The following is a 14,893-nucleotide window of genomic DNA, read 5'->3' as shown; positions in this document are numbered from 1 at the left end:
GGCGGAGGGCGTCGCCGTCGGGGTCGAGGCCGGTCACCCGGGCCTCCGGGGTGGCCGCGAGCACGGCGAACGTCAGGTTGCCCGTCCCGCAGCCCACGTCGACCACCGACTCGCCGGGCGCGACGCCGGCGAGTGCGGCCGTCCGTTCGTACACGGCCCGGACCCTGATGAGCCGGGTGAAGCTGTCGTAGAGGGGGAGCAGCCAGGCCCTGCCCATGCCCGGAAGGAACGGACGGTTCCGCTCGTCGGGGGTGCGCTGGTCGAACAGCTGGATGTCGGTCGTTGTCATCGGTGCTCCCGGTGAGGGTGGATGTCGCTTCGGTATCCGGGGCGGGCCCCGGGTTCCTTCTCTTCTTCCAGTGTTGGCTGTTCTGTGGTGTGCGGGCAGGCCGTAGCATGGCTGTCATGGGACATTCTTCGGTCGATGCGGATCGGGGGTCGGTGCTGGGTCGGGTGCTTCCCGACGGGACACCGGTCTACCGTCGGCGGGAGCGTCCCGGTGTGCCTCCGGTGTCGGTGACCCGGTTCGACTCCGGGGAATCCCCGGGCGGGCTGCCGCCGGAGCACCGGCACGCGCACGACTTCCTCGTCCTGCTCTACGTCGAACGGGGCGCCGGTTCGGTCACGATCGGTGGGCGGGAGCGACCGCTGCGTGCCGGCGAGGTGTACGCGGTGCCGCCCGGGGAGGTCGTCGACGCCGCGGGCGTGGGGGAGCTGGCCCGGGGCCGGGCGTGGTCGGTCGCGTTCACTCCCGACGCCGTGCCCGCCCTGGCGTCGGTCTCCCCGCTGAGCTGGGAACACCACCCGTTGCTCGCCCTGTTCGCCCCGGGCGTGGGGCATGGCCGTGTCGCCGGGCCCGACCGGGCCCGCTGGTCGATGTGGCTGGCGGATCTGGACGCCGAGCTCGCCGACCCGGGGCGTCTCGGGGCCGGTGAGGCCGTGGCCGCGTCGCTCACCCGGATCCTGGTGGCGGCGGCGCGCCTGGCGCCCTCGGCGCCGGTCACGCCGGACCCGCTGGTGGAGCGGGTCTTCGCGCGGATCGAGGCCACCTTTCCCGAGCCGGTCTCCGCGGCGGACGTCGCCCACGCGCTCGGCTACACCCCCGGGCATCTCACGACCGTGGTCCGACAGCGCACGGGCCGTCCGCTGCTGGAGTGGATCACCGAGCGGCGCCTGACCGAGGTCCGGCGCCTGCTCCGGGAGACCGACCTGCCGCTCGACGTGGTGGCCGCCCGCACCGGCCTGCGGGACGCCGGCTACCTCGTCCGGCGCTTCCGGCAGCGGTACGGCACCACCCCGCAGCGCTGGCGTCGCGACCGCCGGACGTGGTCCTGACCGTCGGTCGGTCCCGCGCGGGAGCGGGAGGCGGTGCCCACCTCCGGCTTTGGCGTCCCCTACCCCTGGGCGGAGATCAGAAGACGACCACCGGCTTCAGCGTCCGCCCTTCGGCGGAGTCGGTGAACGCCTGGTTGATCGCATCGAGCGGGTACGACCGGAGCAGCGTGTCGAAGGGGAAGAGGCCGGCCTCCCACAGTCCGATCAGCCGCGGGATGAAGGTGCTGGGTACCGAGTCCCCCTCGATGATCATGCGGATCGTGATGCCCGTCGGCAGCAGCGTTCCGATGTCCATGCTCGCGTGGGTGCCCAGTGCGGCCGCCCCGACGACACCGCCCACGCCGAGTGCCCGCAGCGACCGCGTCATCGTCTCGAACACCGCGGGGACCCCGGTCGTCTCCAGCGCGTACTCCGCCCCGCCGCCGGTGATTTCCCGGATCTTCTCGGCGGGGTCGCCGTCCTGACCGGAGACCACGTGTGTGGCGCCGAGCTCCCGCGCGAGATCGAGCCGCTGGGGCACGAGGTCGACGACGATGATCGTGCCGCACGCGGCCACCTTGGCGGCGAGCAGCGCGGACAGCCCCACCGCCCCGGCACCGAAGATCACCAGTGTGGAGCCCGGTTGGGGGTCGAGTGTGTTGAGGACGGCGCCGGCACCGGTCTGGATGCCGCAGCCGAGGGGCGCCAGGGTCTCCAACGGCGCGGACTCCGGCACCGTCACCACACTGTTGACGTGCACATTGGTGCGGCCGGCGAACGAGCTCTGCCCGAAGAAGTGCGACGAGACCGGTTCCCCGCCACGGGAGAACGCGGTGGTGCCGTCGCCGCGGCGCCCGCCGAAGTTCCGTTCGAAGAAGGTGTGGCAGTAGGCCGGCCACCCCTCGACGCAGTTGGGACAGTGACCACAGTGGGCGAAACTCAACAGGACGTGGTCGCCGACCTCGATCTCCCCGACTCCCGTGCCGACCGCCTCGACGACACCGGCCCCCTCGTGTCCGAGCACCGCGGGCAGCGGGGTGGGATACCACTGGTCGCGGACGATGGCGTCGGTGTGGCACACCCCGCAGGCGACCATGCGGACCCGGACTTCGTCGGCGCGCGGCTCGTCGAGTTCGACCTCGGCGAGGGTGAGCGGCTGCTCGGCCGCTGTCGCGATGGCGGCGGTCGTGTCCATGCCTTCCCTTCTTCGAGGGCAACCGGAAGCGTGACGTGTCCGGATCGTCGGTCGCGCGCGTACGGAAGAGCGAGGCGAAGCGCGTCCCGTCGCCGAGGGTAAGGGCCCTGCCGCCGCGCCGCCCGGTGAGCGCTGTCCGGGGGACGTGCGCGGAGCCGCACCGACCGCATGCGGGACGGGAAAATCCTTTCGTTTCCGTCCACCCGGAAGCGGGTCGCTCGGCGCCGGCGAACCTGGCCGTCCCGGCTGGTCTTCAGACCTGAGCGGTGTCCCGTTCGGCCGCGTGCATGGCGTCGTCGGTCAGGGCCCTCGTGCCGCCCAGCAGGGCGAGCAGGACCAGCAGCGCCATGGTGGCGAACACCCAGCGCAGCCCGACGAGTTCGGCGATCGCACCCCCGGCCAGGGCCCCGAGCGGTTGCGTACCGAAGGCGAGCAAACGGTAGCTGCTGTTCAGGCGGCCGAGCAGCCGGTCCGGCGTGATCCGCTGGCGCAGGGAGACGGCGATGACATTCCACAGCATGATCCCGACGCCCCCGGTGAAGAACGCGGCACCGATCAGGACCGGGTTGGTGGTCACCGCCGGGATGCCGACCAGCAGCGCGCTGGTGAGCAGGGCCAGTCGGAATGTGCGGGCCCGCCCGAGCACCCGTTCGACCCGGTCGGCGACGAGCGAGCCGACCAGGCTGCCGACCGCGGTGGTGGCGAACAGAACACCGTAGGCGGGCTCGGAGAGCCCCATGGCGGAGGACGAGCCGACCGCGAACAGGACGAAGACGGTGAACGCCGCGTTCGTCGCGAAGTTGACCGTCCCGGTGAGTACGGCGAGCGTCCGGAGCAGCCGGTGCCGCCAGAGGAACCGCAGTCCTTCGGCGATGTCGGTCCGTAGGCTGGTGCGCCCGCCCGTCTCCGCCGTCCTCGCCGTCCCGAACGAGCCGCGCACGAACAGCAGCGCCACGAGGGCGAGGCCCCACAGCGCGGTGGGGGCCGCGAACGTGGCGGCCACCCCGGCCGCCACCAGGAAACCGGCCAGCGGCGGGCCGACGAACTGGTTGGTCGTCAGCTCGACCCCGAACAGGCGACTGTTGGCCCGGGAGAGTTGATCACGCTCCACGATCCGCGGCATGATCGACTGCGCGGAGGTGTCGTACACCGTCTCGGCGGTGCCGAGGCCGAACGCGATCCCGTAGAGGAGCCAGATCGAGCCGGCGTCGAGCGCGACCGCCAGGATTCCGGCCGCGGACAGCACGACCCGCACGGTGTTGGCGCCGAGCATCATCCGGCGGCGGTCGAACCGGTCGGCGAACGCACCGGCGGGCAGCGCGAACAGCAGCCACGGCAGCACCAACGCGACGGCCAGTCCCGCGATCAGCGTGGGCGAGCGGGTGTACTGGACCGCGACCAGCGGCAGCGCGACCTTCACGACCCCGTCGGCCAGGTTCGACAACCCGGACGAGGTCCACAACCACCGGTAGGCGACCCCGAGCGGGCGGCGGACGGTATCCCCCATCGGCGCAGGCTCGCACACGATCCGGAGGAAGGAAAGTCGGCCCCGTGCCGAGGGAGCCCGATATCGGCGTGAATCGACGTCGATGTCGGTGGTGTCCGCTATCGTCCGTGCCATGTCCGACGTCGAGCATTTCCGCGCGCTGCACCACGCCGGGGACGTCCTGTTGTTGCCGAACGCCTGGGATGTGGGGTCGGCGGTGCTGCTGCGACATCTGGGCTTCCGCGCGGTGGCCACCACCAGCAGCGGGGCCGCGGCGGCGCGGGGTCTGTCGGACGGCGCCCTCGGCCGGGACGAGGTGTTGGCCCACTGCGCCGAACTCGCCGGTGCGGTGGACGTCCCGGTCTCGGCGGACCTGGAGAACGGGTTCGCCGACGACCCGGAGGGTGTGGCCGAGACGGTCCGGCTCGCGCGGGGCACCGGGGTGGCCGGGGTGTCGGTCGAGGACTGGAGCGGTACCGCGCTCTACGACCGGGGACGGGCCGTCGATCGGGTGCGCGCCGCGGTGGAGGCGGCCGAGGGGGAGTTGGTGGTGACCGCGCGGGCGGAGAACCACTTCCGGGGCGTCGACGACCTCGACGACACCCTCGCGCGGTTGCGGGCCTTCCGGGACGCCGGTGCGGACGTGGTGTACGCGCCGGGGGTCACCGGCCGGGAGGAGATCCGGGCGCTGGTGGAGTCGGTGGACGTCCCGGTCAACGTGCTCGCGCGGCCGGGGGTTCCTCCGGTGGGCGAACTCGCCGAGCTCGGGGTGCGGCGGGTCTCCGTGGGCGGCGGGTTCGCCTTCACCGCCTACCAGGCGCTGGCGGAGGCGGCACGGGAACTGCGGACCGGGGGAACCTACGGCTTCCTCGACCGGGCGGCCCACGGAAGTGCGCTCGCCCGCGAGTCCTTCGCGTTCCGGAGCTGAGGTCCGGGACGCGGACGGGCCCGATCCCGGCGAACAGGACCCGCGTGCGGACGAGGTGTGGTGGTATCACCGGTGTGACTGAACACGATCATCCGAACGAAGCCGGTCCGGACACCGGGGCACCCGGGCTCCGCCGACGCGGACTGCCGGTCGCGGCGCTGGTGCCGTTGTCCGCGGTGACCTGGTGGGTGGTGGGGTTCCTGCCGTGGCTGCTGTCCGGGACGGCCGGTTCGGACCACCCGGGTCGTGGCGGGGGCCACGCGGGCATGCTGCCGGTGCCATTGACGGTGGAGGAGCTCGGCTCGCTCGTCGAGGGTGCCGCCTTCGGTGGTCTGCTGACGGGCGCACTCGGGCTGCTTGCACGTTCCGCACCACGGAGGCAGGTCACCACGGCGACCTTCAGCGGAACGGTGCTCGCGGCGGTGACGACGGGCGCCGTGTCGGTGACGACCCTGCTCGGGGGCGGTGGTGTGGCGGCTGAGGGTGCCGTACTCGGCATGGTGTGCCTGGTGGGCGCCGTCTGCACCGTCGTGGGCTGGGCCGTGGGTGCCGCGGTCATGCTCGGCGGCACCGGCGTGAGTGCCGCGTTGGCGGTGTCCGCGGGCCTCGGTAGTGCCTGGCTGATCGGGGTCCTGCTGCACATCCTGCCGGTGGGTCCGTACGACCTGGCGTGGGTCACCCCGGTCCGGGGCTGGTCCGGCGCCGGGGTACTGGCGATGGCGCTGATCGTACTGGGTGGGCGACCGGCCCGACGGTTGCTGCTGTGGCCGCTGCTGGTCCTCATCCCGTGGTTCGTCGAATCCGGGATGACGGCCGTGCAGTACCTGGTCCAATCGCTGACCACGGGCAGTGCGGGAGTGCCGGGTCTGCCGGGGGCCCTCGATGCGTCGATCGAGGTGTTCTGGTTGGCCTCCGCGCCGGACATGCGTCCCGTGCTGCCGTGGGTCGTGGCGATCGTCGTCGGCGCCGTGGGTGCCGTTCTCCGCTCCCGCGGGCAGCCGGCCCCGACGGCGTCGGCGAGGAGCACCGCGTCCGTACCGAACGTCGACCGGGGGCCGACCTCGGCGTCGCCGGTCGAGGAAGGGGAGCGATGACGATCGGCTTCACCGTGTGGCAGTTCGGGAGGTGGTCCGCTTCGCCACGGAGGTCGAAGGTCTCGGTGCGGACAGCCTCTGGGTGGTCGACCGCCTCCGGCACCGGTGGGGCCGACCCGGGCCTGACGACGTGCGCGTCACTCCTCCGCGTCGTCGGCGTCCGAGCCGTCGTACGGGTTCTGCATCAGTGCGAGCACCGCTCCCGCGGGATCCTTGACGAGCGCGAATCCACCCGGGCCGAACCCGTTCGGCGCCCGCAGTATCTCACCGCCCCGGGCCGTGACCCGGTCCATGCTCGCGGAGAGATCACCGACGGCGATGTAGGTGATCCACTGCGGGGGGAGGTCCGCGTTCTCGGTCTTCGCGTGGCACACACCGGCCACGGGTGTGCCGTCCGGGGTCAGCATCATGTAGTCGTCGTAGTCGCCCATGCTGAGCGGCTCCGGCTTCCAGCCGACCACGTCGGCGTAGAAGTCCCGCACGGCCGGTGCGTCCCGCACCGTGAGGTCGAAGCCGACGATGGTGCCGAGGGTGCCGTCCGTCATGGTCTCGCGCCTTTCCTGTTGGACCGCGTTCGTGGTGGAGCCCGCTGGTCACGAGATTATCCTCCATTCGACAGAATAGGCTGTCAATTGAGCCACGCCCGAACGAATGGTCCGGAACGGTTCTGGGGGGCCAATTCGCGCACTGAGCCGACAGGCGCACGGGACACCAGGGTCCGGGCGGCTTCCCGGGAATCGGTGACGTCGATTCGAGGATTGCGGGACCACGAACACTGCGCGCCCCGGTGGGCAGAGCGACGGACTTCTGTTCGTCGCCACGGAAGGGTGATTGAGGGCCGCGCGCCCCGCTGCCATGATGGACGACCGTCTCGGGGCGGTCACCGCGGCCCGAGGATCAGCACCGACAGCTCAGGGGGTACGGGTGCGAATCGGCTTCACTCTGCCGCAGTTCGGTCCGCTCGCGGAGGGGGCGCGGGAGGTGATGCACTTCGCGGCGGAGGCCGAGCGTCTCGGTGCGGACAGTCTCTGGGTCGGCGACCGGATGCTGACGCCGGTGGAGCCCACCGTCGGTTACGCCGGTGGGGACACGATACCGGAGGTCTTCCACCGGGTGCTGGACCCGTTCGCCGTGATGTCCGCGGCGGCGGCGGTGACCGAGCGGGTGGAGATCGGGACGAATGTCCTGGTCGGACCCTGGTACGCACCGCCGATGCTGGCCCGGTCATTGACCACGATCGACCGCGTCAGCGGCGGCCGGTTGCTCGTGGGTCTCGGCACCGGCTGGTCCCCCGAGGAGTACCGGGCCGCGGGTGTCCCGATGCACGAGCGTGGCGCCCGGCTGGACGAGTGTCTCGACGTGGTGCAGGCCTGGTGGTCGGACGATCCCGTGGAGTATTCCGGGAAGCACTGGACCGTCCCCGCGAGCCGGGTCGGCCTCAAACCCGCCCGACGGCCCCGTCCGCCCGTGTATCTCGCGGGCTTCGCCCCGGCGGCGATGCAGCGTGTGGCACAGCGGGCGGACGGCTGGCTCCCGGCCCATGTCCCAGAATGGGGCCCGTTCGATCCCGCCGAGGTCACCGGACCGATGACCCGGATCCGGGAGCTCGCCCGGGAGGCGGGGCGGGACCCGGCGGAGCTGGAGACCGTCCTGCGGGTGTACCCCTGGAGTACGGAGTCGATGGACGGCGTGCTCGACGCGGTCGCCTCGGCCGGACCCGGCACCGGTATCGACCACGTCTTCGTGGAGCTGATGAATCTGGCGGACACGGTCGAACAGGCCCTGGAGATCGTCGACCGGGTGCTGCGGGCCGTCCGGCGCTGACGCCTCTCGGCCTGCGGACGGTCTTCGCATCACTGCCTGCCGATCACGGCCGACTTCGCCGACTTCGCCGACTTCGTGGGATAGGGTGTCGGGGTTCCGAACTTGGGGGTCCCGATGGGTGTGTGGGTACTGGACGGCTTCGACGAGCGGACCGAAGAGCACCGTTACGAGGTCGATCTGCCGGGGTTGACGGCTGCGACGGTACGCGAACTGTTGTCGGCCGATCAGGACGACCCGATGGTCGGCGGGTACCACGTTCCGGTCGACGTGGTCACCACGCTCGTCGACGAAGCGGAGGTGGACGTCGAGGGATGCGAGTGGCAGATCGGTGAGTGTGCGACTGAGCTGTACGAGAAGCGCGACGGGCTGTACCTGGCACCGCGCTTTCAGACCGCGAACCCGGACGTTCGGAAAGTCAAGGCGAAGTCACCGATCGACGAGTCGTGAGGGCGTCCCGGAGCCGATGAACCTCCGCGGGCGACAGCCGAGTCCGGCCTCATCACCGGCGCCGGAGGAGGGACGCTGGATCACTCGCTCCGGGGCCGGGCGGATCGGTCGCCCGTTCCGCTTGGCCGGGTACCGACTCGGATACCTGATCTCGGGCGGGGTGGTCGTGACCGCGTTGCTGATCGCGCTGATCATTCCGGGCCCCCGTCGCGTGTCCGGCGGTGCCTCCGACACCGTGCCCGCGGGGCATCGGTCTGAGCCACAGGATCCCTGATGGGCGCCGCGGCTGTCAGGCCCTGGTCGTCCGCGAGCCTCAGCCGATCTCGGCCTCATCTCCACAGGTCGCGCCGGGTCATCTCGTAGCCGGCGTTCCTGAGCTTTCGTTCGCGGAGGTACCGTCCTGTGAGCATCGCGAAGCCCGATAGCGGCAACAACAGTTGAACAGCGGATCCGGTCGGGGTACCGATCAGGTCGGGGTGTATCGCGAAGGTGAGGATTCCTGCGGATCCTCCGACGAGCCCTCCGACGATCAGGAGTCGTTGCGTCGGCGTCAAGCCCGGTCGTTTCCCGACAGGTCCGGTGCGCTCGGGCCCGCTCGATGCGTTCGAAGTGGTCCCCTCCGGTTGGCTCATTCCGCACCGCTCCCTGCTTGTCGCTCCAGGCACGGCCCACCTCGGAGGCGAGCGAGACACCGTTCGTGCCTCCGCCGGGGGCACCCACGAGGCGGTCACCAGGAGACTGTACGGGCCGGGACGGTGGTCTGCGGAGGGCCGGCCGTGATCACCGCCGCTCCGCGCGGGACCACGATCCCTACGCGGTGTCATCGTCCGTCTCCCGGGACCGCCGTTCGTGTCGTCGTGGCCGGGATTCGCCGGTTTTGGAGCCGCCTTGCCGGGGGCCGGGGAGGCTCAGGCCGTACCGGACGCCGAGCATGCGGAGGACGAAGGTCACGGCCGCCGAGACGAGCGCGCCGACGAGCCCCTGGATGCCGAGGTTCGTGGCCACAACGACGAGGACCGCGCCGACCAGGGCGGGAACGGCGTAGAAGTCGCTGGTCAGCACCGTGGGAATCCGCCGCATGACCACGTCCCGCAGGGTTCCCCCACCCACGCCTGCGATCACGCCGAGCAGCACCGCCTCCACGCCGCCCAGGCCGGCGGCGAGTGCCGCGCTGGCCCCGGTCACGCAGAACACGCTCAGCCCGACGGCGTCGAAGACGGTGATGAGCCGGGTGAACCGTTCGAGTTCCACACTCAGCAGGAACACGAGCAGTGCCCCGCCTGTGGCCACCGCGAGGTACCGGACGTCGGTGAAGGCCGCCGGGGACACGTTGAGCAGGACGTCGCGGATGATCCCGCCACCGAGCGCAGTCATCACACCCAGGACCAGCACGCCGACCAGGTCCAGGCGCACGGCCCGGACGGCGGTGAGAGCGCCGTTGAGGCCGAACGCGAACGTGCCCGTCAGGTCCAGTACGAGGATGACCAGCGACTGCGACATGCTGCCAGTCTGGACCACCGCTGTGCCCCGTACCGCCGATTCGTGCCGGGTGTCGCGGTGTCCTTCCCGGACCGGCGTGCTAGCGCACCGGGGAGCGGCGTTCGAGCAGGATGGTGTCGTGCCAGACGCCGTCGCGTCGGGCGATGCGTTCCCGGATGCCGACGGTGCGGTACCCGGCGGCGTGGTGCAGCGCGACGGCGGCCCGGTTCTCCGTGAACACGGACGTCTGGAGGGTCCACAGGTCCGCGGCGTCGGCCGCGGTGACCTGCCGGTGCAGCAGCGACCTGCCCACGCCCCGGCTCCGGTATTCCTCGGCGACGTGGATGAGGGTCTCGGCGACGCCGGAGTAACAGTCCCGGGTCGATACGGGGCTCGCGGCGGTCCAGCCGACGACGGTGCCGTCGATCTCGGCGACCCACCGGTGGTCGGGCAGCCAGGCGGCGTCGAGGGTGGCCCGGGTGGGCACGGTGGTCTCGAAGCCGGCCAGGCCGGTGGCGAGGCCCTCGCGGTAGATGCGCCGGACGGCGGGCCAGTCGTCGGGCCGCAGTGCGCGGACGGTGACGTCGCTGGGGAGGTTGTCCGGGCAGCAGGGTTGCGGCCCGAGCAGACCCATGACGGCGTCGGCGGCGTGCGGGAGCCCGGAACAGCAGGCCTCGTTGATGGTGACCAGACTGGCCGTGCCGTCCTTGCGGGTGCGCACGAACCCGGCCTCGGCGAGCTTGCGCACGTGGTGCGACGTGGTGGACTGGCTGGTGCCGAGGATCCCGGTGAGTGCGCCGACGGTGATGCCCTGCGGGCTGGTGGCCACCGCGTGCAGGAGCTTGACCCGCACGGGTTCGGCCAGGCAGGCGAACTGGTCGGCGTAGGCGGTGGCCTGGCCGCTGGGCAGCACCGGGATCTGGGGGAGGGCGGTCGGCATGCCGCCAGTGTATCGAGTCGGGTCGATCGTTGCGATCATCGAGCGCGGTCGATACTGTCTCCCTTGTTCGATCGAGGCACATCGATGAAAGAGGGTGTGGGATGTCGGAGCTTCCCGTAGTGATCGTCGGGGCGGGGCCGGTGGGGCTGGCCGCGGCGGCGGAGGTGGCCGAGCGCGGTCTGCCCGCGCTGGTGGTGGAGCGCGACACGCACGCGGGCGCGGCGGTGTCGGAGTGGGGCCACGTGCGGCTGTTCTCCTGGTGGGGTGAACTCGTCGCCCCCGCCGCCCGCCGACTCCTGGAGGGACAGGGCTGGCAGCACCCGGACGCGGAGACGTACCCGACGGGCGCGGAGTGGGTGCGGCGGTACCTGCGGCCACTGGCCGGCGCGCTGGGGGAGCGGGTGCGCTTCGGCACCGAGGTCGTCGGTGTGGCGCGACAGGGCCGGGATCGGGTGGTCGACGCCGGACGGGACTCGGAGCCGCTGACCGTCCACGTCCGCACGTCCGACGGCGGTGCGGAGCTCCTCACCGCCCGCGCGGTGATCGACGCGTCGGGAACGTGGGGCACACCCAATCCGCTCGGCGCGGACGGCCTTCCCGCGCCGGGTGAGGCCCCGGCCGCCGACCGGATCTCCTACCGGGTACCCGACCTGGGCGAGGAGTCGGTGGCCGAGCGGTACGCGGGGCGGCACGTCGTCGTCGCCGGAAGCGGGCACTCGGCGTTGACGGCACTGGTCGATCTCGCCGGGGTCGCCACCCGGCACCCGTCGACACGGATCACGTGGTTGCTGCGCCGGGAGACCGTCGGGTCGGCGTTCGGCGGGGGTGCGTCGGACCAGCTCCCGGCGCGTGGCGCGCTGGGCGAGCGCGCGCGGGCCGCCGTGGAGAGCGGACACCTCGAGGTGGTGCACGGGTTCCGCACCGGGGCCGTGGAGCGCGACGACACGGGCAGACTGCGGCTGCGTTCGGCGACCGGGCAGGTGGTGGAGGCGGTCGACGAGGTGGTCGCGGTGACCGGGTTCCGCCCGGACCTGTCGTGGCTGTCCGAACTGCGGCTGGCACTGGACGCGACGTTGCAGGCACCGGTCGCGCTGGCCCCGCTGATCGATCCGAACGTGCATTCGTGCGGCACCGTCTACCCGCACGGCGCCACCGAGCTGGCGCATCCGGAGCCGGGCGTGTTCCTCGCCGGGATGAAGAGCTACGGGCGGGCACCGACGTTCCTGGCACTGACCGGGTACGAGCAGGTCCGCTCGATCGCGGCGGAACTGGCCGGAGACCGTGACTCCGCGCAGCGGGTCGAACTCGCCCTCCCCGAGACGGGGGTGTGCAGCGGGTCGGGGCTGTCCGACGCCGACAGCGACATCGAGGACACCGGTGGTTGCTGCGGTGCCCCGGCCGGACCGGAGGCCGTGTCGTTGTCCGCACCCGCCGCCCACTGACGGCGTGGACGCTCCGCAGGCGTCGGCCGAGCGGCGCGCGCGGACGTGTGAGGGGCCGCGGCGTGTGCTGGTGGTGTTGTGGGCGCGCCGCGCGACTTGACCGGAGGTGTCGCCGGGGACTGGGGTGGGGGCATGGGCTTGATTCTCGCCCTGTTCCTGACCGCCTCACTGGTGGTGGGGATCGCGGCGCTGTTCCGGAACAGCCCGGTCCGACGCTGGTACGCCGGCCGGAACGATCCCCGGCGCGCGGCGGGGCTGTCCGTGGCGGCCTGGGTGGTCGTGGTGCTCGTCCTCACTGCCTTGGTCCCCACACGGTGGACGAGGCCGGTGACCGCGGCGGATCCGACACCGGCCCGCAGCCGACGGCGCCCTCCACGTCCGAACCGCGGAGTCCCGGCGAGCCTCCGGGCACCCGGAGCCCCGTGCCGACGGGGCCCCGGACCGCGCCCCGCACGGCAGTGCCTAGTCCGGTGGCACCGGCCGGCGTTCCGGGCGAGGCCCAGGAAGCCGAGGTCCGACGGATCGTGGACGGGGACACGCTGGAGTTGGCCGCTCTCACGGCGGGCGTCGCTCTCGCCGGCACCGGGCAGGTGGATGTGCGCCTGTTGGAGATCGATGCTCCGGAGACGGGGCGTCCTGGCGAGCCCGCGCAGTGTTACGGGGACGAGGCGACCGCACGGCTGACGGAACTCGCACCGCCCACGAGCACGGTGTGGGTCCAGCGCGACGAACAGTTGCGCGACCCGTACGGCCGCCATCTGCTCTATCTGTGGAACGACGAGGGCGCCTTCGTCAATCTCGAGATGGTCGAGGGTGGCCACGCCGATGCGGTGCTGTTCCCGCCGAACGACCGGTACTGGGGACAGATGAGCGCCGCCCGGGAGGACGCCGAGGCCGGTGGCGCCGGGCTGTGGGGCGTGTGTGCCTCCGCCGGTGAACCGGAACAGGCGCCGCCTCCTCAGCCGCCTCCGGAGCCGGAGCCGGAGCCGGAGCCGGAGCCCGAGGCGCCCGAGCTCGAGGCGCCCCCTGAGCTGGACCCGGACCCGCCATACCAGCCGGACCCGCCATACGAGCCGGAGCCGCGGGATCAGCCGGAACCGGAATCGGACGGCGACTACGTCGTTCCGGCGCCTCCACCGGATCTCGACTGCGGCGAAATCGCGGACCGTAACTTCCCGGTCCGTCCTGGCGATCCCCATCGGTTCGACGCCGACGGCGACGGCATCGGCTGTGAAGACTGAGGGACCTGGGCCGACGACGGTTGGCCGGTAGTGCTCCTCGGAGCTCCCGCCGGAGACGTCTTCGTCGAGAAAGGTCGCCAAGGTCTCTTCGAGGTCCGCCGCCCGCTCTTACTGATCCACACCCGCAGGTGACGATCGGCCCGGTAGGTCCGGCGTTGGTCCCGCTGGCCGCCCGGATCACGGACTACCCCGAACCGCTCGGTGCCGGGATCGACGGCGTTCCCCTCAACACACCGGCGGCCTCTCCGGTATACCCCTGCGGGCCGCATGGTCGCCTGAAATCGCGCGGACACCTGGAAGCGATACTGGCACTCCGTCTGTCGATGGTGTCGCGAGTGAGGACATGATCGAGGACCGGCTCCCCGTCTTCAATGACGCCGGATCCGGCTCGGCCGAATGGCTGAGTAGTGTCACGAATCGATATCGTCCGGGTCAAGGATTCATACTTGTTGATCATCAGACATCGAGGACGGGTAGCCCCCTGCTAGCGTAGCGAAACGATTCTCTCGCTTTCGGTTTCGATGCGGGAGCGTGGGATACCGACGATGACCGGCTGGCATTGTTCGTTGGCGCGTGGAGGGAGGAGCCGTGATCCACAAGATCATCATATGTGTCCGCGACAGCGTGGAGACGCCGAGACGCGTCCATGAGTGCGACCCACAGGATCTGCGGCGATGAGCGAAGCGACCGTCAATATTCCGGTCGGCCAGCTGAGAGGGGTGTTCGACCGCTTGTTGAGGCAGGTGGTCGGGACGGGTTCGTGTGGCTGGCGCGGGTCCTCCAGGCGATCGCTTACGAAAGGCCCACCTGAACGAGTGGCGTCTAGTGACCGGGTGGAAGTGGCAAGAAATCGGATCGTGAGGGGTTGTCCTTGAGAGGTAGTGATACGGGGGGTGCAGGCGTTGACCATGTTCGGGTTAATTTCGAACTGACGCAGGACGAAGACGGGTATCCGCCGTTCGCGGTCGAGACGCTCTGGGTGCGTGAAACGGACCCCGTGGTACGCGGAGTCGTGGCAAGCATTCCCTTTTTCGTGCCCGATCTCAGTTTCGGCGATGTGGTCGAGTTTCGAGGCGTCGAAGAAGGCGAACACGATGTATACAGCTACTCCGGAACCGTAGGGAGAGGTGGTCACTCGACAGTGCGGGTGATAGCATTTGATGACGAGAACATGAGGTTGGTACGCGACCTCCTCGAAAAATCCGGATGCGATTACGAGGTCTTTTCGGGCACCAGGCTCGTCGCCGTGGATGTCCCGCCCCACGTTTCCTACAAGCTCTTCTACGAGAAGATCGATCCTTTGTGCGCGAACGAAGTGATCGAGGTGGAAGAGAGTTGCATCCAGCACGTTGGGATGTAGGGATCGTAAAGTCGCCAGGTCGCGGGACCGTCGGAACTCGGAGCATGACCTAGACATGGCTGGTGGGGGCCGAGGTGCGGTTCGCGCATAGATATTTGGCGCGGAGCCGTGGTGGTGGCCCGGAACTCGCGGAACTTGTCAGG

Annotated in this window: 14 protein-coding genes; 8 read left to right on the top strand and 6 right to left on the bottom strand. The window is 70.9% G+C overall.

Annotated elements, in window-relative coordinates; genetic code table 11:
- Nucleotides 1–289: class I SAM-dependent methyltransferase (locus ACTIR_RS22855; protein ID WP_154663737.1), on the bottom strand; the 289-nt coding region annotated here is incomplete at its 3' end.
- Nucleotides 290–405: 116 nt separating this feature from the next.
- On the opposite strand from ACTIR_RS22855, the gene ACTIR_RS25425 reads away from it, so the two are divergent.
- Complete coding sequence (locus tag ACTIR_RS25425; protein ID WP_233345883.1) at nt 406–1,335, top strand: helix-turn-helix domain-containing protein; 930 nt, start codon at nt 406–408, stop codon at nt 1,333–1,335.
- A 76-nt stretch (nt 1,336–1,411) separates the two neighbouring features.
- Here ACTIR_RS25425 and ACTIR_RS0111270 read toward each other — a convergent pair whose 3' ends face one another.
- The gene (locus tag ACTIR_RS0111270; RefSeq protein WP_026454364.1) at nt 1,412–2,509 is read right to left on the bottom strand and encodes an NAD(P)-dependent alcohol dehydrogenase; all 1,098 of its coding nucleotides are present in this window, start codon (nt 2,507–2,509) and stop codon (nt 1,412–1,414) included.
- A 253-nt stretch (nt 2,510–2,762) separates the two neighbouring features.
- Nucleotides 2,763–4,016: an MFS transporter gene (locus ACTIR_RS0111265; RefSeq protein ID WP_026454363.1), complete on the bottom strand. Its 1,254-nt coding sequence runs from the start codon at nt 4,014–4,016 to the stop codon at nt 2,763–2,765.
- A gap of 112 nt (nt 4,017–4,128) precedes the next feature.
- Between ACTIR_RS0111265 and ACTIR_RS0111260 the strand changes: the two genes are divergently transcribed.
- On the top strand, nt 4,129–4,923 hold the full coding sequence (locus ACTIR_RS0111260) for an isocitrate lyase/PEP mutase family protein (RefSeq protein ID WP_026454362.1): 795 nt from the start codon (nt 4,129–4,131) through the stop codon (nt 4,921–4,923).
- A gap of 74 nt (nt 4,924–4,997) precedes the next feature.
- Nucleotides 4,998–6,017 (top strand): hypothetical protein, encoded by a 1,020-nt coding sequence (locus ACTIR_RS0111255; protein ID WP_026454361.1) that lies wholly within the window; start codon nt 4,998–5,000, stop codon nt 6,015–6,017.
- Between the two features lie 137 nt (nt 6,018–6,154).
- Here ACTIR_RS0111255 and ACTIR_RS0111250 read toward each other — a convergent pair whose 3' ends face one another.
- A complete protein-coding gene (locus ACTIR_RS0111250) occupies nt 6,155–6,562 on the bottom strand; it encodes a VOC family protein (RefSeq protein ID WP_026454360.1) in 408 nt (135 codons plus the stop codon).
- 379 nt (nt 6,563–6,941) lie between these two features.
- Between ACTIR_RS0111250 and ACTIR_RS0111245 the strand changes: the two genes are divergently transcribed.
- Together ACTIR_RS0111245 and ACTIR_RS24810 are read left to right on the top strand one after the other, a co-directional pair.
- Nucleotides 6,942–7,841, top strand: a complete 900-nt coding sequence (locus ACTIR_RS0111245; RefSeq protein ID WP_026454359.1) for a TIGR03619 family F420-dependent LLM class oxidoreductase — start codon at nt 6,942–6,944, stop codon at nt 7,839–7,841.
- Nucleotides 7,842–7,955: 114 nt separating this feature from the next.
- On the top strand, nt 7,956–8,288 hold the full coding sequence (locus ACTIR_RS24810; RefSeq protein ID WP_026454358.1) for a DUF7683 domain-containing protein: 333 nt from the start codon (nt 7,956–7,958) through the stop codon (nt 8,286–8,288).
- 810 nt (nt 8,289–9,098) lie between these two features.
- On the opposite strand, the gene ACTIR_RS0111235 is transcribed toward ACTIR_RS24810, so the two are convergent.
- On the bottom strand, nt 9,099–9,788 hold the full coding sequence (locus ACTIR_RS0111235; RefSeq protein WP_026454357.1) for a trimeric intracellular cation channel family protein: 690 nt from the start codon (nt 9,786–9,788) through the stop codon (nt 9,099–9,101).
- Nucleotides 9,789–9,867: 79 nt separating this feature from the next.
- A complete protein-coding gene (locus ACTIR_RS0111230; protein WP_026454356.1) occupies nt 9,868–10,707 on the bottom strand; it encodes a helix-turn-helix domain-containing GNAT family N-acetyltransferase in 840 nt (279 codons plus the stop codon).
- Between the two features lie 101 nt (nt 10,708–10,808).
- Between ACTIR_RS0111230 and ACTIR_RS0111225 the strand changes: the two genes are divergently transcribed.
- The 3 genes from ACTIR_RS0111225 to ACTIR_RS25420 all read left to right on the top strand — a co-directional run bounded on the left by ACTIR_RS0111225 (nt 10,809) and on the right by ACTIR_RS25420 (nt 14,750).
- Nucleotides 10,809–12,149, top strand: coding sequence for an NAD(P)-binding domain-containing protein (locus ACTIR_RS0111225; RefSeq protein ID WP_026454355.1), 1,341 nt, complete (start codon nt 10,809–10,811; stop codon nt 12,147–12,149).
- A gap of 524 nt (nt 12,150–12,673) precedes the next feature.
- Entirely contained in the window at nt 12,674–13,390 is a 717-nt protein-coding gene (locus ACTIR_RS22845) for a thermonuclease family protein (RefSeq protein WP_161629634.1), read from the top strand.
- Nucleotides 13,391–14,261: 871 nt separating this feature from the next.
- Nucleotides 14,262–14,750, top strand: coding sequence for a DUF4265 domain-containing protein (locus tag ACTIR_RS25420; protein WP_161629633.1), 489 nt, complete (start codon nt 14,262–14,264; stop codon nt 14,748–14,750).
- The last annotated feature ends 143 nt before the right edge of the window (nt 14,751–14,893 follow it).

The sequence above is a fragment of the Saccharomonospora iraqiensis subsp. iraqiensis genome, assembly GCF_000430445.1.
Lineage (GTDB): Bacteria > Actinomycetota > Actinomycetes > Mycobacteriales > Pseudonocardiaceae > Saccharomonospora > Saccharomonospora iraqiensis.
This window is presented reverse-complemented; position numbering and strand designations above follow the sequence as displayed.

Coding starts and splice junctions, on each gene's coding strand:
- ACTIR_RS25425 (WP_233345883.1), top strand. CDS start 406: ATGGGACATTCTTCGGTCGATGCGGATCGGGGGTCGGTGCTGGGTCGG.
- ACTIR_RS0111270 (WP_026454364.1), bottom strand. CDS start 2,509: ATGGACACGACCGCCGCCATCGCGACAGCGGCCGAGCAGCCGCTCACC.
- ACTIR_RS0111265 (WP_026454363.1), bottom strand. CDS start 4,016: ATGGGGGATACCGTCCGCCGCCCGCTCGGGGTCGCCTACCGGTGGTTG.
- ACTIR_RS0111260 (WP_026454362.1), top strand. CDS start 4,129: ATGTCCGACGTCGAGCATTTCCGCGCGCTGCACCACGCCGGGGACGTC.
- ACTIR_RS0111250 (WP_026454360.1), bottom strand. CDS start 6,562: ATGACGGACGGCACCCTCGGCACCATCGTCGGCTTCGACCTCACGGTG.
- ACTIR_RS24810 (WP_026454358.1), top strand. CDS start 7,956: ATGGGTGTGTGGGTACTGGACGGCTTCGACGAGCGGACCGAAGAGCAC.
- ACTIR_RS0111235 (WP_026454357.1), bottom strand. CDS start 9,788: ATGTCGCAGTCGCTGGTCATCCTCGTACTGGACCTGACGGGCACGTTC.
- ACTIR_RS0111230 (WP_026454356.1), bottom strand. CDS start 10,707: ATGCCGACCGCCCTCCCCCAGATCCCGGTGCTGCCCAGCGGCCAGGCC.
- ACTIR_RS0111225 (WP_026454355.1), top strand. CDS start 10,809: ATGTCGGAGCTTCCCGTAGTGATCGTCGGGGCGGGGCCGGTGGGGCTG.